The organism is Kitasatospora sp. RG8, assembly GCF_017813315.1.
In the GTDB taxonomy this organism is placed as follows: domain Bacteria; phylum Actinomycetota; class Actinomycetes; order Streptomycetales; family Streptomycetaceae; genus Kitasatospora.
In genome coordinates, this window is sequence record NZ_JAGIYX010000040.1 from 19490 (window position 1) to 37276 (window position 17787).

At 74.1% G+C, this 17787-nt stretch carries 17 protein-coding genes; 8 read left to right on the forward strand and 9 right to left on the reverse strand.

The genetic code is table 11. The features are described from left to right. Nucleotides 1-15: 15 nt before the first annotated feature. Nucleotides 16-1227, reverse strand: coding sequence for a threonine ammonia-lyase (ilvA, locus tag J5Y04_RS36675; RefSeq protein WP_209416867.1), 1212 nt, complete (start codon nt 1225-1227; stop codon nt 16-18). 122 nt (nt 1228-1349) lie between these two features. Here ilvA and J5Y04_RS36680 point away from each other — a divergent pair, with 122 nt between their 5' ends. After that, entirely contained in the window at nt 1350-1829 is a 480-nt protein-coding gene (locus J5Y04_RS36680; protein WP_209416868.1) for a MarR family winged helix-turn-helix transcriptional regulator, read from the forward strand. Nucleotides 1830-1835: 6 nt separating this feature from the next. Here the strand turns inward: J5Y04_RS36680 and J5Y04_RS36685 are convergent, their stop codons facing one another. Continuing rightward, complete coding sequence (locus tag J5Y04_RS36685; protein ID WP_209416869.1) at nt 1836-2990, reverse strand: cystathionine gamma-synthase; 1155 nt, start codon at nt 2988-2990, stop codon at nt 1836-1838. A gap of 174 nt (nt 2991-3164) precedes the next feature. Between J5Y04_RS36685 and J5Y04_RS36690 the strand changes: the two genes are divergently transcribed. From J5Y04_RS36690 to J5Y04_RS36705, 4 genes are all read left to right on the forward strand, one after another. Beyond that, a complete protein-coding gene (locus tag J5Y04_RS36690; RefSeq protein WP_245206197.1) occupies nt 3165-4820 on the forward strand; it encodes a M48 family metalloprotease in 1656 nt (551 codons plus the stop codon). 27 nt (nt 4821-4847) lie between these two features. Next, nucleotides 4848-5972 carry a hypothetical protein gene (locus J5Y04_RS36695; protein WP_209416870.1) on the forward strand — a complete coding sequence of 375 codons (1125 nt, stop codon included), beginning with the start codon at nt 4848-4850 and terminating at the stop codon, nt 5970-5972. A 124-nt stretch (nt 5973-6096) separates the two neighbouring features. Further along, on the forward strand, nt 6097-6765 hold the full coding sequence (msrA, locus tag J5Y04_RS36700; protein WP_209416871.1) for a peptide-methionine (S)-S-oxide reductase MsrA: 669 nt from the start codon (nt 6097-6099) through the stop codon (nt 6763-6765). Nucleotides 6766-6871: 106 nt separating this feature from the next. Beyond that, nucleotides 6872-7237 (forward strand): cupin domain-containing protein, encoded by a 366-nt coding sequence (locus J5Y04_RS36705; RefSeq protein ID WP_209416872.1) that lies wholly within the window; start codon nt 6872-6874, stop codon nt 7235-7237. 42 nt (nt 7238-7279) lie between these two features. Here J5Y04_RS36705 and J5Y04_RS36710 read toward each other — a convergent pair whose 3' ends face one another. The 6 genes from J5Y04_RS36710 to J5Y04_RS36735 all read right to left on the reverse strand — a co-directional run bounded on the left by J5Y04_RS36710 (nt 7280) and on the right by J5Y04_RS36735 (nt 13202). After that, nucleotides 7280-7774: a DUF1203 domain-containing protein gene (locus J5Y04_RS36710; RefSeq protein ID WP_209416873.1), complete on the reverse strand. Its 495-nt coding sequence runs from the start codon at nt 7772-7774 to the stop codon at nt 7280-7282. 155 nt (nt 7775-7929) lie between these two features. Then, entirely contained in the window at nt 7930-8730 is an 801-nt protein-coding gene (locus J5Y04_RS36715) for a hypothetical protein (protein WP_209416874.1), read from the reverse strand. An 11-nt stretch (nt 8731-8741) separates the two neighbouring features. Continuing rightward, nucleotides 8742-9296, reverse strand: a complete 555-nt coding sequence (locus tag J5Y04_RS36720) for a SigE family RNA polymerase sigma factor (RefSeq protein ID WP_209416875.1) — start codon at nt 9294-9296, stop codon at nt 8742-8744. A 154-nt stretch (nt 9297-9450) separates the two neighbouring features. After that, the gene (locus tag J5Y04_RS36725) at nt 9451-10761 is read right to left on the reverse strand and encodes an Ig-like domain-containing protein (RefSeq protein WP_307853489.1); all 1311 of its coding nucleotides are present in this window, start codon (nt 10759-10761) and stop codon (nt 9451-9453) included. A 195-nt stretch (nt 10762-10956) separates the two neighbouring features. After that, entirely contained in the window at nt 10957-11295 is a 339-nt protein-coding gene (locus J5Y04_RS36730) for a hypothetical protein (RefSeq protein WP_209416876.1), read from the reverse strand. 506 nt (nt 11296-11801) lie between these two features. Next, nucleotides 11802-13202 carry a cystathionine beta-synthase gene (locus J5Y04_RS36735; RefSeq protein ID WP_209416877.1) on the reverse strand — a complete coding sequence of 467 codons (1401 nt, stop codon included), beginning with the start codon at nt 13200-13202 and terminating at the stop codon, nt 11802-11804. A 259-nt stretch (nt 13203-13461) separates the two neighbouring features. Between J5Y04_RS36735 and J5Y04_RS36740 the strand changes: the two genes are divergently transcribed. From J5Y04_RS36740 to J5Y04_RS36750, 3 genes are all read left to right on the forward strand, one after another. Then, nucleotides 13462-14538, forward strand: coding sequence for an SGNH/GDSL hydrolase family protein (locus tag J5Y04_RS36740; protein ID WP_209416878.1), 1077 nt, complete (start codon nt 13462-13464; stop codon nt 14536-14538). Nucleotides 14539-14658: 120 nt separating this feature from the next. Further along, nucleotides 14659-15879 carry an acetyl-CoA C-acetyltransferase gene (locus J5Y04_RS36745; RefSeq protein ID WP_148643151.1) on the forward strand — a complete coding sequence of 407 codons (1221 nt, stop codon included), beginning with the start codon at nt 14659-14661 and terminating at the stop codon, nt 15877-15879. A gap of 300 nt (nt 15880-16179) precedes the next feature. Next, nucleotides 16180-17136 carry a hypothetical protein gene (locus J5Y04_RS36750; protein WP_209416908.1) on the forward strand — a complete coding sequence of 319 codons (957 nt, stop codon included), beginning with the start codon at nt 16180-16182 and terminating at the stop codon, nt 17134-17136. A gap of 234 nt (nt 17137-17370) precedes the next feature. On the opposite strand, the gene J5Y04_RS36755 is transcribed toward J5Y04_RS36750, so the two are convergent. Next, the gene (locus tag J5Y04_RS36755) at nt 17371-17748 is read right to left on the reverse strand and encodes a hypothetical protein (RefSeq protein ID WP_209416879.1); all 378 of its coding nucleotides are present in this window, start codon (nt 17746-17748) and stop codon (nt 17371-17373) included. Between the last annotated feature and the right edge of the window lie 39 nt (nt 17749-17787).

A 17787-nucleotide genomic window follows, 5' to 3' on the forward strand; every position in this document is an offset into this window, starting at 1 on the left:
CCAAGGCCCGCCGGCCTACCGGGAGACGACGTACCCCGCGTCCTTCAGCTCGCCGAACACCGCCGCGCAGTGCTCCGGCCCCTTGGTCTCCAGGTGGAGGTCCACCTCGACCTCGGTCAGCCCCAGCTGCGGATCGATCCGCACGTGCGCCACGTCCAGCACGTTGGCGTCCACCCGGGTCAGCACCCCGAGCAGGTCCGCCAGCGCCCCCGGCCGGTCCGCCAGCCGTACCCGCAGCGACAGGTAGCGGCCGGCCGCCGCCAGGCCGTGCCGCAGCACCCGCTGCATCAGCTGGGGGTCGATGTTGCCGCCGGAGAGCACCGCCACCACGGGGCCCTCGAAGGAGTCCGGCTGTTCGAGCAGCGCCGCCACCGGGCTGGCCCCGGCCGGCTCGACCACCAGCTTCAGCCGCTCCAGGCCCAGCAGCAGGGCGCGCGAGAGCGAGTCCTCCGAGACGGTGCGGACGCCGTCGGCCAGCGTGTTGATCACCTCGAACGGGATGTCCCCGGGCCGGCCGACCATAATCCCGTCAGCCATGGTGGCGAAGTGCTCCAGCGTCACCGGGCGCCCGGCCGCCAGCGAGGGCGGGTACGCCGCCGCGCCCGCCGCCTGCACCCCGATCACCCGCACGTCCGGGCGCAGCGGCTTCACCGCCGCCGCGATCCCGGCCAGCAGCCCGCCGCCGCCCACCCCGACCAGGATGGTGCGGACCTCCGGGCACTGTTCCAGGATCTCCAGGCCGACGGTGGCCTGGCCGGTCACCACGTCCCAGTGGTCGAAGGGGTGGATGAACACCGCGCCGGTCGCCTCCGAGTACCGCTGCGCGGCCTGCAGGGCCTCGTCCACCGTGGCGCCGTGCAACCGGACCTCGGCGCCGTACTCGCGGGTCGCCGCCACCTTGGGCAGCGGAGCGGCCAGCGGCATGAAGACCGTCGAACGGACCCCGAGCAGCGAGGCCGCCAGCGCCACCCCCTGGGCGTGGTTCCCGGCGCTCGCCGCGACCACCCCGCCGGCCCGCTGCACCGGCGAGAGTCCCGCGATCCGCACGTACGCCCCGCGCAACTTGAACGAGCCGGTGCGCTGGAGGTTCTCGCACTTCAGGTGGACCGGCGCGCCGATCATCGCGGAGAGGTGCCGGCTGCCCTCCATCGGCGTCACCCGGGCGATCCCGGCGAGCATCTTCTGGGCGCCGCGGACATCGTCGATGGTGATCGGCCAACTGTGCATAAGGCCAGCCTACGACCGGTGCCGCCGCCAACCGGGGACGTCGGGCCTGTTCCCGGGCCCGCCCGGCGCGCGTACGCTGCTGGTCCTGAGCCTCCCTCACCGCACGACGATCGTGAGCCGCGATGACGACGACCTCGCCCCAGGCCACCGACCGCACCGACCCCGTCCACACCCAACTCCAGTACCAGCTGGCGGTGTTCGCCCGGCGCATGGAACAGGTCCGCAGCTCCGACGCGGTGGGCGCGCTGGACCGGGCCGCCTACCTGCTGCTCGACCGGCTGGAACGGCACGGGCCCGTCAACGTCAAGGCCCTGGCCGACGCGCTCGGCGTCGACTCCTCCACCGTCACCCGGCAGGTCGCCCCCCTGGTCGCCGCCGGGCTGGTCGGCCGGGTCCAGGACCCGGCCGACCGCCGCGCCGTCCGGCTCGCACTGACCCCGCTCGGCATCCACCGACTGGCCGAAGTCCGGGACGGACGGGCCGAGTTGGCGCGCCGACTGATGGCCGACTGGCCACCCGAGGAGCAGCGCGCGTTCTGCGCCCTGCTGGCCCGCTTCAACCACTCCATGGAGTCGTACACCGCGGGCCGGCAGGGCGACTGACGCCGGTCAGCCGAGCGCCTGCGTGAGGTCCGCCAGCAGGTCGTCGATCGACTCGATGCCGACCGAGACGCGCACCAGGTCGGCGGGCACCTCCAGGGCCGACCCGGCCACCGAGGCGTGGGTCATCCGGCCCGGGTGCTCGATCAGCGACTCGACGCCGCCCAGCGACTCGCCGAGGGTGAACAGCTGCGCCCGGTTGCAGACCTCGACCGCCGCCTCCTCGCCGCCGTTGACGCGGAAGGAGACCATGCCGCCGAAGGCCTTCATCTGCTTGGCGGCGATGTCGTGGCCGGGGTGCCCGGGCAGCCCCGGGTAGAGCACCTGGCTCACCTTGGGGTGGCCCGCCAGCAGCTCGGCGACCCGCTCCGCGTTGGAGCTGTGCCGGTCCATCCGGACGCCGAGCGTCTTGATGCCGCGCAGCACCAGCCAGGCGTCGAACGGGCCGGAGACGGCGCCCATCGCGTTCTGGTGGTACGCCACCTCCTCGCCGAGGCCGGCCTCGGCCAGCACCAGGGCGCCGCCGACGACGTCCGAGTGACCGCCCATGTACTTGGTGGTGGAGTGCACGACCGCGTCCGCGCCGAGCGAGATCGGCTGCTGGAGGTACGGGCTGGCGAAGGTGTTGTCGACCACGAGCAGCGCGCCGGCGCCGTGCGCGATCTCGGCGAGCGCGGCCAGGTCGGTGATGCCCAGCAGCGGGTTGGAGGGCGTCTCCACCCACACCGCGCGGGTGTTCGGGCGCAGCGCCGCGCGGACGGTCGAGAGGTCCTGGGTGTTGGCGACGGAGAACTCGACGCCCCAGCGGGTCAGCACCTTGGCGAAGAGCCGGAAGGTGCCGCCGTAGGCGTCGTTGGGGATCACGATGTGGTCGCCCGGCTTGAGGATGGTGCGCAGCAGGGTGTCCTCCGCGGCCAGGCCGGAGGCGAAGGCGAGCCCGCGCGCGCCGCCCTCCAGCGCCGCGAGGCACTCCTCCAGCGCGGTACGGGTCGGGTTGGCGCTACGGCTGTACTCGTAGCCGCCCCGCAGGCCGCCCACCCCGTCCTGCTTGTAGGTGGACACCTGGTAGATCGGCGTGACGACGGCCCCGGTCTGGGGGTCTGCTTCCTGACCCGCGTGGATGGCGAGGGTCTCGAAGCCCTGGGGAAGCTGGTTCTCGGTCATGGGTCCGAGCGTAGTGGCCGGGCACCGTCGTGCCCGTCCGAACCCGCACACCGCACGAAGGCCCTGGTGGAACGCGGTGCGGCCGAATGTGTCCGACCGCTACGATCTGCACCTGCCGCACACCTGTTCACCTGCGCCGCAGCCCCTCGCGGCACCCCTGGGGAGGATCACCGCATGGGCGCGTCCCAGCCCTCGACCGGCATGAGCGCATCTGTCAGGGCCATGACGGCCGTGGCCCTGCTCGCCGGCTTCTACCTGTTCGCCCTCGGCATCCTCGCCGCGCTGCTGGCCGTCGACGTCAGCCTGTACCAGGCCTCGGGGCAACTGCGCCCGGCCCTGTTCAAGGTCTGGGCGCTCAGCGCCGTCGTCGGGTACCCGGTGGTCCGGGTGGTCTTCCTGACCCGCCGCCGCAAGGACGACGACGAGCTGCCCGGCGTGCCGGCCACCCGCGAGCAGCAGCCGGCGATCTGGGCCCTGGTGGACCGGACCGCCGAGCAGACCGGCGTCCGCGGCCCGGCCGAGATCCGACTGGTCCACCAGGTGAACGCGAGCGTCATGGAGGAGACCCGGCTGCTCGGCCTGCTCCCCGGCAAGCGCCACCTGCTGATCGGCGTCCCGCTGCTGATGGGGCTCACCGAGGGCGAGCTGGAGGCCGTCCTGGCGCACGAGTTCGGCCACTACAGCAACCGGGACGTCCGCCTCGCCGGCGTCACCGTGGCCGGGCGCGCCGCCGTGCTGCACACCATCGGCGGGCTGCACGAGCGCGCCGACGCGCACCAGGCCAAGGAGACCGTCAAGCTCCAGGCCAAGGCCGAGAAGCGCCTCGCCAAGGGCCGCAAGCCGTCCGGCGAGGAGGCCACCGGCGGCGTCGACCGGGCGCTGGCCAAGGTGTTCACCCTGTACGCCAAGCTGTTCTTCCGGATCTCCGAGGCGGTCGGCCGCCGCCAGGAGTACGCCGCCGACCTCACCGCCGCCCGGATCGCCGGCCGCGACGCCACCGCCGCGGCGCTGCGCAAGCTCCCGGTGCTCGACAGCGCCCAGGACTTCTACCTCGGCTCCTACGCCACCATCGGCTGGGGCGCCGGCCTGCTCCCGCCCGCCGGCCAGGTGTACGGCGGCCTCGCCCACCTGCTGGCCGACCCGAAGCGCCGTCAGGAGCTGGCCGAGTACGCGCTCGAACTGCCCGCACACCGGCCCGACCCGTACGACTCGCACCCGCCGATCGACCGCCGGGTCGCCGCGATCGAGGCCCTGCCCGACGACGGCCGCGGCGTCGGCGCCGCCGCTGCGGCCTTCGGCCTGCTGCACGAGGCCGAGCGCGTCCTCGCCGAGCTGGAGGTCGTCTCGCTGGTCCCCGAGGCCGCCGGCAAGAAGCGGGTCGAGTGGCCCGAGCTGGTGCACGAGGCGATGCTGGCCGACGCCCGTGCGAAGGCCGGCCCGCTCTGCCACGCCCTCACCGCGCTGGGCCTGCCGCCCACCGCCCACGGACTGCTCGACATCGTCGACGACGGCAGGGCCTGGGAGTTCACCGACCGGCTCCCGAAGAGCGAGCAGGCCGCCGCCGCCACCGGCCGGGCCGCCCGCGAGCTGGCCCGCCCGATGCTGCGCGGGGCGCTGGCGCACACCGTCCTCCTCGCCCTGGCCGAGACCGGCCGGGCCGGCTGGGAGCTCTCCTGGTCGGGACCCGCCGAGCTGCGGCTCCCGGACGGGTTCGCGGAGTCCTTCGACGCCGCGCTCGACGCCGCCTCCACCGACCAGCCGGACACCGCCCCGCTGCGCGCCCTGCTGGCCGGCTCGGACCGCCCGGCCGCCGACGCGCCGGCCCACTGACTCCCCCACTCAGCACGAGGATCCCGCATGCCCACACCCGTCATCGTCCTGCTCGCGATCGTCGTCGTGGTCGGCGCGCTCAAGCTCTTCACCTGGGCCGTCAACCGCCTGACGGCCCGACGGCTCGCCAAGGTCGAGGCTCTGCACGCCTGGGTCGCCACCGAGTTCGACCTGCTGCCCCAGGACCGCCAGAACACCCGCAGGGCCGCCCCCGCCCCCGAGCTCGACGCCGCCCGGGCCGCCGCCGACCGCGACGACTGGCAAGCCTGCGCGGCGATGCTCGCGGACGCCGACGGCGACTGGGACGGCCGCTACCGGCTGGTCACCGAGCTGGCCGATGCCGCCGCCGAGTCCGACGACTGGCTGCGGGCCTGGCGCGCCGAGCGGCCGCAGGATGCGGACGCCGCGGTCGTGCACGCCGACGCCCTGGTCAAGCTGGCCTGGAACGTCCGCGGCGCGGCCACCGCGGACCGCACCTCGCAGGAGCAGTTCAACACCTTCCACCGACTGCTGGGGGAGGCCCGCGAGGCTGCCGCCGAGGCGCAGCGGCTCGCCCCGCAGGACCCGACGCCGTGGATCACGGAGCTCTGGATCGCCCTCGGCCTCGGCTACTCCGCCGCGGACTTCGAGCGGGTCTGGGCGGGCGTGACCGCACGCGACCCGCACAGCCACCCGGGCCACTACGCCGCCCTGCAGTACTGGTGCGCCAAGTGGCACGGCTCCGAGGAGGAGGCCCGGGAGTTCGCCGACCGTGCCGCCGGGCGGGCCCCCGCCGGCAGCCTGCTGGCCGTCCTGCGGCTGGTCGCGCTCCACGAGCACGAGCCGGACGGCGGCAAGGACGCCTACTACGGGACCCCGTACGCGGCGGCCGCCCTGGAGACCGCCCGGAGCGCGGCCGACGCGGCGCCCGCCGGCGACCCGCACGCCGCCGAGATCCGGCATCTGCTGGCCTGGTGCTACACGGCGACCGGCCGAGCGGTCGAGGCCCTGGACCAGTTCAAGCTGGTCGACGGGTACGTGGACGCCCTGCCCTGGCGCTACGTCGAGGACCCGGCGGCCTACTACTGCCGCATCCGCGCCCTCGTCGTCCGTTCCGTCGTCCGCTCCCTCGAGCAGAAGGGGGCCCGGGTGCCGGAGGAGCAGTCCGCCTGACGCAGGCGCCGCCCGACCCGCCCGCAACGCCGTGCTCCGCCCCGCCGACGGCCGCTCCCGGAATCCGGGGGCGGCCGTCGGCGTTGCAACCTGCGCCACCCTTCCCGACCCGCTGGAGCAGGCCGTGCTGTTCAACCGCCACAAGACCTCGCTCGTCCCCGCCGACCAGGCGCTGCCCGGCCGTGAGACGCCGGCCTTCACCCTGCGCGAGCCGCACACCGTGCTCGGCCACCCGCTCACCGGGCCCTATCCGGAGGGGCTGGAGGTGGCCGACTTCGGGCTGGGCTGCTTCTGGGGCGCCGAGCGGACGTTCTGGCGCCTGCCCGGCGTCTGGACGACGCTGGTCGGCTACCAGGGCGGGCACACCCCCAACCCGACGTACGAGGAGGTGTGCAGCGGGCAAACCGGGCACACCGAGGCGGTCCGGGTGGTCTACGACCCGGCCGTGATCCCGTACGAGCGGCTGCTGAAGACCTTCTGGGAGGCGCACGACCCGACCCAGGGCAACCGCCAGGGCAACGACGTCGGCACCCAGTACCGCTCCGCCGTCTACACCCACTCCCCGGCCCAGGCGGCGGCCGCGGTCGCCACCCGGGACGCCTTCCAGCCCGCCCTGACCGCGATCGGCCTGGGCCCGGTCACCACCGAGATCGCCCCGGCCGGCCCCTTCTACCCGGCCGAGCCGTACCACCAGCAGTACCTGTCCGACGCCAAGAACCCGAACGGCTACTGCGGCCTCGGCGGCACGGGGGCAAGTTGCCCGATCGGGGTCGCCCGCACCTCGCAGGGCTGAGCGCAGCGCGGCCGGCCCCGGCCGGGCGCAGACTGGAAGGACCAGCCCGCCGGCCCCCGTCACCGAGTGCTGGTGACGGGGGCCGGCCCTGTTCCGAGGAGGACCGATGGCCGGCCTCATCCGCAAGAACTTCGACGACCAGGCCGAGGAGGTCCGCCCCTTCGAGGCGGGCACGGGCGAGCTGCGCCTGGTCAACCTGGAGGGCGGCGCCGTCGGACGGGCGGTCTTCCAGCCCGGCTGGCGGTGGTCCCGGCACATCAAGCCGATCGCCGGAACCGACAGCTGCCAGGCCTCCCACCTGGGGTACGTGGTCTCCGGGCGGATGAAGATCGTGATGGACGACGGCGAGGAGGCCGAGTTCGGCCCCGGCGACTTCATGATCTGCCCGCCCGGCCACGACGCCTGGGTGATGGGCGACGAGCCCTGTGTCGCCCTCAACTGGCAGGGCTTCGTCGACTACGCCAAGCGCTGAACCGCCCGCCGGAGAGTCCGCCGGGGAGTCCGCCGCGGGCCCTCAGGCGCCGCGGCGGACCTCGTGCATGAAGCAGCCGAAGTGCAGCGCGCGGACGTGCACCACGGCCACCTCCGGGTCGGCGAGCAGCGCGGCGGCGCCCGCCTCGGCGGTCTCGGGGGTGACGGTCACGCCGCCCAGGATGTGCCCGCGCCGGTCGTACGCGCGCAGCACCCGGTCGCCGGTGTGGAACGCGGCCGGCCAGGCCGCCCCCGTGCCGGGGCACGCTCCGTCGTGCACGAAGACCGGGCCGACCTCGTCGTACGGGCCCGGGTCGGCCCCGGTCTCGGCCGCCCAGCGGCGGAGCGGGGCGTAGCCGACGAGGGCGATCCGGTCGCCGGGCAGCGCCCGGGTGAGGCAGCACCGCAGCGGGGCGCCGCCGGTCTCGTCGGTCGAGCGCACGGGCGGGCGCCCCGCGTCGTCGCGCACCAGCAGGGTGCGGTGGACGGCCGGGTCGATCGGGCGGACGGCCGGGGCGGGCGGGGTGGTTGTCGTCATACGGTCCACCCTGCCGCCCGGCCCGCGCCGGGTCCGGCGGGTTTCGGCCGTCGCGTTCGGGAGCGGCGGCGCCCCTGGGTCCCGGCCGGCGTGTACCGGAGCAGCGTCCGGGTCCGCCCGTCGTGCACGGGGCCGCCGTCACCCCGCCGGGAACGCTACAGCCGGGCCGGGGCCTTCTCCTGGGCGCCGTCCGCGCCCAGCCCGGGGAGCTCGGCCAACAGCCTGCCCTCGGCGTCGTAGGCGGCGAGGGCAGGACTGGTGGGCCGGCCGCCCGGGAGCTCGGGCATGCCCGGCAGCACCACGTAGTAGGCCGTCCAGTCCTTCATGCCGGGGGTGGTCACCAACGTGGCGACGGTCGGCTTCCCACCCACGAAGGCGACGATCCTGGCCGGCTGCGGGCCCAGGTAGAAGCTGGCCAGGAGGCTGCGGTCGCGGCCGAACGTGCCCTGGGCGTAGATGCTGGGCTTGTCGTGCTCCAGGTTGTCGCTGGTGACGTCCCGGCAGCCCGTTCCACTGCCCCAGGTACCGGAGGCGTCGCGGTACTCGTCGCACTTCTCCCTGGTGGTCACCCACATCCGGGCGCCGTCGGCGAACTCGACCTTCTCGCCGGCGGCCACCTGCCGGACCGGGGAGAGCGGCAGCGCCGTGGTGCCGGGCGTGGGCACGGCGGTCGGCGTGGCGGTCGGCGTGGACGCCGCAGCCGCACCGGGCACGGCCCCCGCCGACGGTGTCAGCGCCTCGCCGGCGGCCCCCGCCACCCCGCCGGTCTGCCGGGCGCTGCCGACCGTGACCGCCGTGACGCCGCAGATCAGCGCCACGGCCAGGGCCGCCGCCCCCGCTCCCGCCGCCCGCCGGCCCCGGCGGCGGCGGGCCCGGGCGATGATCGGCCCGGGCGCCAGCCCGGCCGTCCCGCGTTCCTGCTCCATCAGCTCACCGAGCCGCTTCTCGACGCTCATGCCGTCACCGCTCACACCGTCACCTCGACGTTCCTCGGGGTCGGACCCGCCGTACCGCCCTCGCGGTCGGCGAGTTCTGGCAGTGCGCGCAGCTTCGACAGCGCCCGGTGGAGCGTGCTCTTGACCGTGCCGGGGGCGATGCCCAGTTCGGCGGCGGTGTCGGCCTCGCTCAGGTCACCGTAGTAGCGCAGCACCACGACCGTCCGCTCCCGCCGGGTGAGGGTGGCCAACGCCTGGTGCAGCAGGGCCTGTTGGGCCTGCCGTTCGGCGAGGTCCTCGCGGCCGGGCCGCTCGGGCGTGCGGTCGGTCGGCAGCTCCCGGTTGCGCAGCCGCCGCCACCAGTCGCGGTGCTGGTTGACCACGATCCGCCGGACGTACGCGGTCGGGTCGTCGGCGGTGATCCGGTGCCAGTGCAGGTAGGCGCGTTCCAGCGCGGACTGCACGATGTCCCGGGCCCGGTGCGGGTCGCCGGTCAACAGCTCGGCCAGCCTGATGAGTTGGCCGCTGTTACCGATGACGAACGCACTGAACTCGGCATCCTGGCGCTGTCTCTGCTCGCGTTTCACACCCTCCCGACTCCTCGGGCGGGCCACGGGGTTCTGTCCGTCCGGGAGGAATTTCCGGGGAGCGGCCCCGGTCACCCGGGACCGGTCTCACCACCGGGACCGGTCACACCACCGGGGCGCGGGCTCACCACCGGAGGGCGGGCTCAGCCGCCGCTCAGAGTGCGCTGCCGGCCTTCCACGCGGCCCAGCCGACGTTCCAGCCGTTGAGGCCGTTGGACGGCTCGACCGTCTTGTCCCCGGAGTTCACGACCTCGACCACGTCGCCGATCATCGAGCTCCGGTAGAACCTGTAGCCGTCCGCGCCCTGGTCCTGCCCGCCCTGGGCGTCCTTCAGGCCGACGCAGCCGTGGCTGGTGTTCTGGCCGCCGAAGATCGACGACGGGGACCAGTAGTTGCCGTGGATGAAGGTGCCGGAGGTGGTCAGCCGCTGGGCGTGCGGCACGTCGGCGATGTCGTACTCGCTGCCGAGGTTGACGGTCTGGGAGTTCATCCGGGTCTGCTGGAACTGCTCGGAGATGACCATCTTGCCGCCCCAGGTGCGGTGCTCGGGGGCGCCGCCGGAGATCTTGTACACCGCGCTGACCTGGCCGTCGGTGGTGACGGTGAGCGTCTTGGCGGCGAGGTCCGCGACGCTGGTCTGCGCGCGGCCGACGGTGAAGCGGACGTCCTTGGACTGGGTCCCGTAGACGCCCTTCGCCCCCTGCACGTCCTTGAGCCGGAGCTTGACGGTGACCTTGGTGCCCTTGGCCCAGTACTCCTGCGGCCGGAAGTCGAGGCGGGTGCTGGAGAACCAGTGCCCGACGATCTCGACGCCCGGCTCGGCTATGACGGTGATCGCCTGCTGGACGGCCTTGCGGTCGGTGACCGGCTTGCTGAAGTTGATCGAGACCGGCATGCCGACGCCCACGGTGGAGCCGTCCTCGGGCGTGAAGTAGCCGACGAAGGTGTTGGCGGGGGTCGCCGTGGTGAAGGTGGCGTTGGCGTCCGCCTCCAGCTTGTCCTTGTCGGTGGCCGAGGCGGTGACGGTGTACTTGGTGCCGCTGGCCGGTGCGGCGGCGGAGGTCCAGCTGGTGCCGTCCGCGGAGAGCTCGCCGGCCAGGGCCCTGCCGGTGGCGTCGGTGACCTTGACCGTGCCGAGGGTGCCGCCGGCGACGGCGACCCTCACCGGGTCGCTGAAGCTGGCCGCGGTGGCGCCGTCGGCGGGGGTGACCGTGATGACGGCGACGGAGGTCTTCGGCGAGCTGCTCGCAGCGGTGCTCGCCCCGCCGGTCCCCGCCCCCGCGTCGCTGCCAGCTCCCGAGCCACTGCCCGGGGACGTCCCGCCCCCGGCGTTGGCGCCCTCGCCGCCCTTGGTGTCGTTGCAGGCCGCCAGCAGCAGGACCGGCGCACCGATCAGGCCGGCCAGCACGCCGCGCCGCGTCCAGCTGCCTCCGCCTGCCCGCCCCTGACCGTCCCGTGCCGTCACGTCGCGTTCTCCCTGCTGATCATCCCGGGCATTACGGATACAGAAACGCAAACTGCCCCTTCACGGTTCCACCATCAACGGAGATCGATCGTATGAGATGACCCAACTTCCGACCAAATATGGACAAAACGCCCGGCCTGCGAGGAGCAGGCCGGGCGGTCACCAACCGTGACGGTGGCGGGAGGAGCAGGGCGACTACTCGGCGGACTCCTCCACCGTGTACTCGTCCCAGCCCTCGCCCTCGGGGTCGAACTCGGTCTGCGCGGACTCCCAGGTCGCCGAGGCGAGCTCCACGCCCGGGACGTCGCCGAGCAGGGCGACCGGGTCGATGAAGTGGGCGAGCGAACCCGACGGGTCCACCTCGATCGCCTCGACGGACTGGGCGCGCTCCTCGTCGTCGAGGTACTCGTCGTCGGTCACCTGCTTCAGGGCGGCCGCCTTGAGGGCGCCCTCGTCGGTGATCTCGGCGATGAGCTCGATGCTGAGCCGGACGTAGCGCGGGGCGTCCTGGCCGGTCGTTTCAGTGCTGGTCATGCGTGCGAGCGTACGGGAAACGGGCACCGGAGCCGGACACCGGAAGGGCCGGTCCCTCCGGGGAGGGACCGGCCCGCCGTCTCCGCCGGGGCTCCCCCACCCGGGAGCCGCGGAGACGCGCCAAGCGGCGCGCTGGTCGTCGCAGGAGCCGCCGCACCCTGGTGACCGGCCGGAACCGGGCAGGGGCGGGACGACGGCGCCTCCTGTGACGGGCCCCTCCCGCCCGATGCCGGGCGGGGAGGGCGGACACGGCCGCCGGCCCAGGGCCGACCGACGTGTCCGGAGACGACCGCGTCCGCCGGGGAGCCGCTCCCGGACGGTTGCCGTCGCCTCACTCGGCGTCTTGCCGTTGACCACCACGATGCCCGGGTGTTGTTAAGCGCGTGCTGCGCGCAGGTGACGCCGGTGTACCACTTCGCCCGTGGACGAACCCCCGGCCGCCCCTGCGGGCCGGGCGGGCCGAGCGGGCGTCAGTGCCCCGCACGGCCCGGCCGGCTGAGCGGGCGTCAGTGCGCGGCGCGGCCGGCCAGGAAGCCCAGCAGGTCCTGACGGGTGACGATGCCCTGCGGCTTGCCCTCCACCAGCACCACCGCGGCGTCGGCCTTCTCCAGCACGCTCATCAGGTTGGTGACCGTCTCGCCCGAGCCGACCACCGGCAGCGGCTTGGACATCACCTTGTCCAGCGTGTCGGTCAGCTGGATCTCGTTGGCGAAGACGCCCTCCAGCAGCAGCTTCTCCGCCACCGACCCGATCACCTCGCCGGCCATGATGTCGGGGTGCCCGGCGCCCGGGGAGACCACCGGCATCTGCGAGACGCCGTACTCGCGCAGCACCCGGACCGCCTCGGCGACGGTCTCGTTCGGGTGCATGTGGACGAACTGCGGGATGCCCTCGTGCTCGATGGCGTCCTTGCGGGCCAGCACCTCGCCGATGTGCGCCTCGTCGGTGGCCGAGGGCAGGAAGCCGTAGTCGGCCATCCAGTCGTCGTTGAAGATCTTGGACAGGTAGCCGCGGCCGCCGTCCGGCAGCAGCACGACCACGACGTCGTCCGGGCCGAGCCGCTTGGCGACCTCCAGCGCGGCCACCACGGCCATCCCGCAGGAGCCGCCGACGAGCAGGCCCTCCTCCTTGGCGAGGCGGCGCGTCATCTGGAACGAGTCCTTGTCGGAGACGGCCACGATCTCGTCCGCGACGTTGCGGTCGTAGGCGGTCGGCCAGAAGTCCTCGCCGACGCCCTCGACCAGGTACGGCCGGCCGGTGCCGCCCGAGTAGACCGAGCCCTCCGGGTCGGCGCCGATCACCTGGACCTTGCCACCGGAGACCTCCTTCAGGTAGTTGCCGGTGCCGGAGATGGTGCCGCCGGTGCCGACGCCCGCCACGAAGTGGGTGATCTTCCCCTCGGTCTGCTCCCACAGCTCCGGGCCGGTGGAGTGGTAGTGCGAGGCCGGGTTCTCCGCGTTCGAGTACTGGTCCGGCTTCCAGGCGTTGGGCGTCTCACGGACCAGGCGGTCGGAGACGTTGTAGTACGAGTCCGGGTGCTCCGGGGCGACGGCGGTCGGGCAGACGACCACCTCGGCGCCGTAGGCACGCAGGGTGTTGATCTTGTCGGTGGACACCTTGTCCGGACAGACGAAGATGCACTTGTAGCCCTTCTGCTGGGCCACGATCGCCAGGCCGACGCCGGTGTTGCCGGAGGTCGGCTCGACGATGGTGCCGCCGGGCTTCAGCGCGCCCGAGGCCTCGGCGGCCTCGATCATGCGCATCGCGATCCGGTCCTTCACCGAGCCGCCGGGGTTGAAGTACTCGACCTTCGCCAGCACTGTCGCGCTGATGCCCTCGGTGACCTTGTTCAGCTTGACCAGCGGCGTGTTGCCGACGAGGTCGATGATCGAGTTGCTGTACCGCACGGGGGTCCTCCCGGGATGTGGGCATGCGAGTGCTTTCGGTACTGCAAAGCCTAGGGCGTGCCACCGGCCCCAGCCCGCCCTTGCGCCGCACCCGACCCGACGCCCCCGTCACACCCGGCCGGCCCCGCGCCGGCCCCGCGCCGGCGCCACGGATGGCCCACCCCCGTCGTAGCGCGCCGCCAACGCGGGTAGGAGGGGTGTACAGGTGCACTGGAGAGGCCCCGCCGGGGGCGGCACGAGGACGTGAAGGGGGCACCGGATGCCAGGGGCACAGGAGTCGCGGGCCCGGGTGGCCCGCCGGATCGCGGCCGCCGCGGCGTACGGCGGCGGGGGGCTCGGCCTGCTGGGGGTGGGCCTGGTGGGCGTGCTGGTGACCGAGAGCAGGCTCGCCATCCAGGCCATCGGCATCCTGGACGGCGACCCGCCCAAGGCCGACGGCGTCTACGGCGAGGCCTTCGCCGACGGCGCCGATCCGCAGCCGCCCCTCGTCCTGGCCTTCCTCGGCGACTCCACCGCCGCCGGCCTCGGCGTGCTGCGGGCCCGCGAGACCCCGGGGGCGCTGCTCGCGGCGGGCCTGGCCTCGGTGGCCGAGCGGCCGGTCGAGCTGGTGAACGTGGCCCGCTCGGGCGGGCGCTCCGGCGACCTCTCCGGCCAGCTGGAGCTGGCCCTGCCGCACCGGCCCGACATCGCCGTGATCATGGTCGGCGCCAACGACGTCACCCGGCACAGCCCGGCGCAGGTCGCGGTGCGCCAGCTCGGCGAGGCGGTCGCGGCGCTGCGCGCCAACGGCTGCGAGGTGGTGGTCGGCACCTGCCCGGACCTCGGCACCATCAAGCCGGTGCGCCCGCCGCTGCGCTGGGTGGCCCGCCGGCTGAGCCGGCAGCTGGCGGCCGCGCAGACCATCGCCGTGGTGGAGGCGGGCGGCCGGACGGTGTCGCTGGGCTCGCTGCTCGGGCCGGAGTTCGCGGCACGCCCGGAGATGTTCGCCGCCGACCGCTACCACCCCTCCGCCCAGGGCTACGCGACGGCGGCGATGGCGGTGCTGCCCTCGCTCTGCGCCGTGCTCGGCCTCTGGCCCGAGGAGGAGCGCCCGGCCGGCCCGGTGCCCGGCGAGGCGGTGCTGCCGGTGGCGGTCGCGGCGGCGGCCGCGGCCGGCCGGGCCGGCACCGAGGTGGCGGCGGTCGGCGCCGAGGGCGCGGTCCGGCGCTGGGCGATGCTGCGGCACCGGCTGCGGGTCGGCCTGCCGGGCACCCCGACGGCGGAACCGCAGGCAGGGCCGGTGACGGAGGACGGGAATACGTCGGCCAGCTCACACGCTGGGGCGGGTGACGCCTGAACTACCAGGCGGTAACTTTCCTCCCGGACGTCCGCGTCCGACCGGCCCCCGCGGCCGGGAGGCCGCCGGGGCGCCCCAGCCCGAAGGACAGTCCGAAGGTCACTCAGCGAGGAGCCCGCCATGCCCGAAGCCGTCATCGTCAGCGCCGCCCGTTCGCCGATCGGCCGGGCCTTCAAGGGCTCGCTCAAGGACGTCCGCCCGGACGACCTGACCGCGCACATCATCGGCGCCGCGCTGGCCAAGGTGCCCCAGCTCGACCCGCGCGAGATCGACGACCTGATGCTGGGCTGCGGCCTGCCCGGCGGGGAGCAGGGTCACAACCTGGCCCGCATCGTCGCCGTCCAGATGGGCATGGACTACCTGCCCGGCGCCACCATCACCCGCTACTGCTCCTCCTCGCTGCAGACCACGCGGATGGCGCTGCACGCGATCAAGGCCGGCGAGGGCGACGTCTTCATCTCGGCCGGCGTGGAGACCGTCTCGCGCAGCGTCAACGGCACGTCCGACGGCATGCCGGGCACCATGAACCCGCTCTTCGACGAGGCCCAGGCCCGCACCGCCAAGCGCGCCGAGGAGGGCGGCGGCGAGTGGCACGACCCGCGCGAGGACGGCCTGGTGCCGGACGCCTACATCGCGATGGGCCAGACCGCGGAGAACCTCGCCGCGCTCAAGGGCATCACCCGCGCCGAGCAGGACGAGTTCGGCGTCCGCTCGCAGAACCTCGCCGAGGCGGCCATCAAGGCCGGCTTCTGGGAGCGCGAGATCACCCCGGTCACGCTGCCGGACGGCACCGTGGTCAGCACCGACGACGGCCCGCGCGCGGGCGTCACCCTGGAGGGCGTCTCCGGCCTGAAGCCGGTGTTCCGCCCGGACGGCACCGTGACCGCCGGTAACTGCTGCCCGCTGAACGACGGCGCCGCCGCGCTGGTCATCATGTCCGACACCAAGGCCCGCGAGCTGGGCATCACCCCGCTCGCCCGGGTGGTCTCCACCGGCGTCAGCGGCCTCTCCCCCGAGATCATGGGCTACGGCCCGGTCGAGGCCTCGAAGCAGGCGCTCAAGCGCGCCGGGCTCTCCATCGGCGACATCGACCTGGTCGAGATCAACGAGGCGTTCGCGGCGCAGGTCATCCCGTCCTACCGCGACCTGGGCATCGACCTGGACCGCCTGAACGTCAACGGCGGCGCGATCGCGGTCGGCCACCCCTTCGGCATGACCGGCGCCCGGATCACCACCACCCTGATCAACTCGCTGCAGTGGCACGACAAGCAGTTCGGCCTGGAGACCATGTGCGTCGGCGGCGGCCAGGGCATGGCGATGGTCATCGAGCGCCTCAGCTGACCTCCGCGTCACCGGTGCGTCAACCCCGAAGGGTCCAGACCACCCATTTGGAGTGACGCTGCGTAATTGAGGGCCGGATCACACCGCGAGGTCGATCCGGCCCTCTTTTCTTCCGAATCCCGACCGGAAATCGACGGTGCGGAGCGGATCAACTCCGCAGCGTAGAGCGGTGTTACCTAACAATTTGGGGACAAGTGCGTAAGTCTCGGACAAATTAGACATTCGCCACTGCGATAACACCCCCGCATGCGGCAGTGTGGAGATGTAACCCCGTTCCGCTCCTCCCTAGGAGTACGTTCCGTGAGCGTCGTCTACACCATCCTGCTGCTGATCCTGATCACCGTGTCGACCGCCGCCCTGCTCCGCCTCCGGGGACTCTCCCGCCGGCTGGACGCGCAGGCCGCGGCCTCCGCAGGGCCCGCACCGGTCGACGAGGCCGCGATACGCCGGGCCGTCGCCGAGGCACTCGCCGCCGACCGCGAGCGGGAGATCACCGAGGCCCGGGCCTTCTGGGCCGAGCAGGAGGCCCGCGCGGCCGAGGACGCGCCACTGTTCGACTCCCCGTTCGCGAGCGTGCTCGGCACCGACGAGTGGCCGCTCTTCTTCCCCCGGCCGACCGGCCCGCAGGACGCCGCCGACAACGCGGGCACCATGGACCCGGAGTTCGGCGAGGCGCTGCGCTCCGCGCTGGAGGACCTGATCAACGAGGGCGGCACCGGCCCCGCCGAGGCCGGCCCCGAGGGCGGCGCCCCGCTGCGCCCCGGCCACCCGGCCGGTGCGTCCGCGCCGACCGGCGAGTCCGGCGGCGACGCCCGGGCCCGACGCGAGGCCGACCTGCTGGCCACCGGCCTGGAGGCCGGGCTGCTGGACGCCGAGCCGGTCGTCGAGGACGCGCCCGCCGCCGCCCCCGACCCGCGCCGCCACCCCTCGCACCCCGACTTCGTGCCCAGCCAGGCGCCGTCCCGCGAGTGGACCGACACCCGTCTGGCCACCCTCGCCGAGGAGGGCGTGGCCCTGGTGGACGTCCGCCCCGGCCCGCTCGGCACCCTGGACGTGTACGCCTTCGCCGACGGCACCACGCTCTGCGTCGCCCCCGGTGACCGCGAGGCCGCCTACCGGCTGATCGACGCCGTCCGGGCCGGCGAGGACGTCCGGCTGCTCGGCGGCTCGCGGTTCTCCGGCTCGTACTCGCTGACCTTCTCCACCGACGAGGACGCCGTTTACGTGCTCGCCGACCGGGTGGTCGCCAGCATCTGACGCCGGACACGACGACACGGGGCGGACGCCGCGCCAGGAGGCCGGCCGGATCAAGGGGTTACCGATCCGGCCGGCCTCCGGCGTTCCGGCCGTTCGCCGCTCTCCCCGCCCGCCATTGCGACCGCCCGCCATTGCGACCGCCCGTCGTTGCGGCCGCCCGTCGTTGCGGCCGTTCGTTGCCCTGCCGCCCGCCGTGCCGGCCGCCCGCGGTGCCGGGGCCCGCCCGACCGGGGCTCAGCCGCAGAGCGCGGCCGTGGCGTTCACCTCGGCCAGCGCCCCGGCGAGGACCGCCGCGGCCGGCGCGGGAGCGCCCAGCGCCTCCGGGAGTGCCACCTCCGCGTCGTCCGGCAGTGCCGCCAGCGCGGCCGCCAGGTCGTGCCCGGCCACCGACAGCTGGTCGCCGACCGCGAAGGCCCCGGCGTCCGGGAACTCCCGCACCGGCCCGCCCTCGGCGGCCTGCGCCACCGCGGCCAGCCGGGAGGCCAGGGCCAGCGCGGCCGCCGCCCGCGAGGGGTGGCCGGGCACGGCGCCCAGCAGGCGGCTCTGCGGCATGGAGCGGAAACGATCCGCCAGGGAGTCGACGGCCTCGACCAGGGGCTGTGCTTCGGACATGCAGGGAGCCTAACCAAGAACCGCCGGGTCCCGGGGCGA

Coding starts and splice junctions, on each gene's coding strand:
- ilvA (WP_209416867.1), bottom strand. CDS start 1,227: ATGCACAGTTGGCCGATCACCATCGACGATGTCCGCGGCGCCCAGAAG.
- J5Y04_RS36680 (WP_209416868.1), top strand. CDS start 1,350: ATGACGACGACCTCGCCCCAGGCCACCGACCGCACCGACCCCGTCCAC.
- J5Y04_RS36685 (WP_209416869.1), bottom strand. CDS start 2,990: ATGACCGAGAACCAGCTTCCCCAGGGCTTCGAGACCCTCGCCATCCAC.
- J5Y04_RS36690 (WP_245206197.1), top strand. CDS start 3,165: ATGGGCGCGTCCCAGCCCTCGACCGGCATGAGCGCATCTGTCAGGGCC.
- J5Y04_RS36695 (WP_209416870.1), top strand. CDS start 4,848: ATGCCCACACCCGTCATCGTCCTGCTCGCGATCGTCGTCGTGGTCGGC.
- J5Y04_RS36705 (WP_209416872.1), top strand. CDS start 6,872: ATGGCCGGCCTCATCCGCAAGAACTTCGACGACCAGGCCGAGGAGGTC.
- J5Y04_RS36710 (WP_209416873.1), bottom strand. CDS start 7,774: ATGACGACAACCACCCCGCCCGCCCCGGCCGTCCGCCCGATCGACCCG.
- J5Y04_RS36715 (WP_209416874.1), bottom strand. CDS start 8,730: ATGAGCGTCGAGAAGCGGCTCGGTGAGCTGATGGAGCAGGAACGCGGG.
- J5Y04_RS36730 (WP_209416876.1), bottom strand. CDS start 11,295: ATGACCAGCACTGAAACGACCGGCCAGGACGCCCCGCGCTACGTCCGG.
- J5Y04_RS36740 (WP_209416878.1), top strand. CDS start 13,462: ATGCCAGGGGCACAGGAGTCGCGGGCCCGGGTGGCCCGCCGGATCGCG.
- J5Y04_RS36745 (WP_148643151.1), top strand. CDS start 14,659: ATGCCCGAAGCCGTCATCGTCAGCGCCGCCCGTTCGCCGATCGGCCGG.
- J5Y04_RS36755 (WP_209416879.1), bottom strand. CDS start 17,748: ATGTCCGAAGCACAGCCCCTGGTCGAGGCCGTCGACTCCCTGGCGGAT.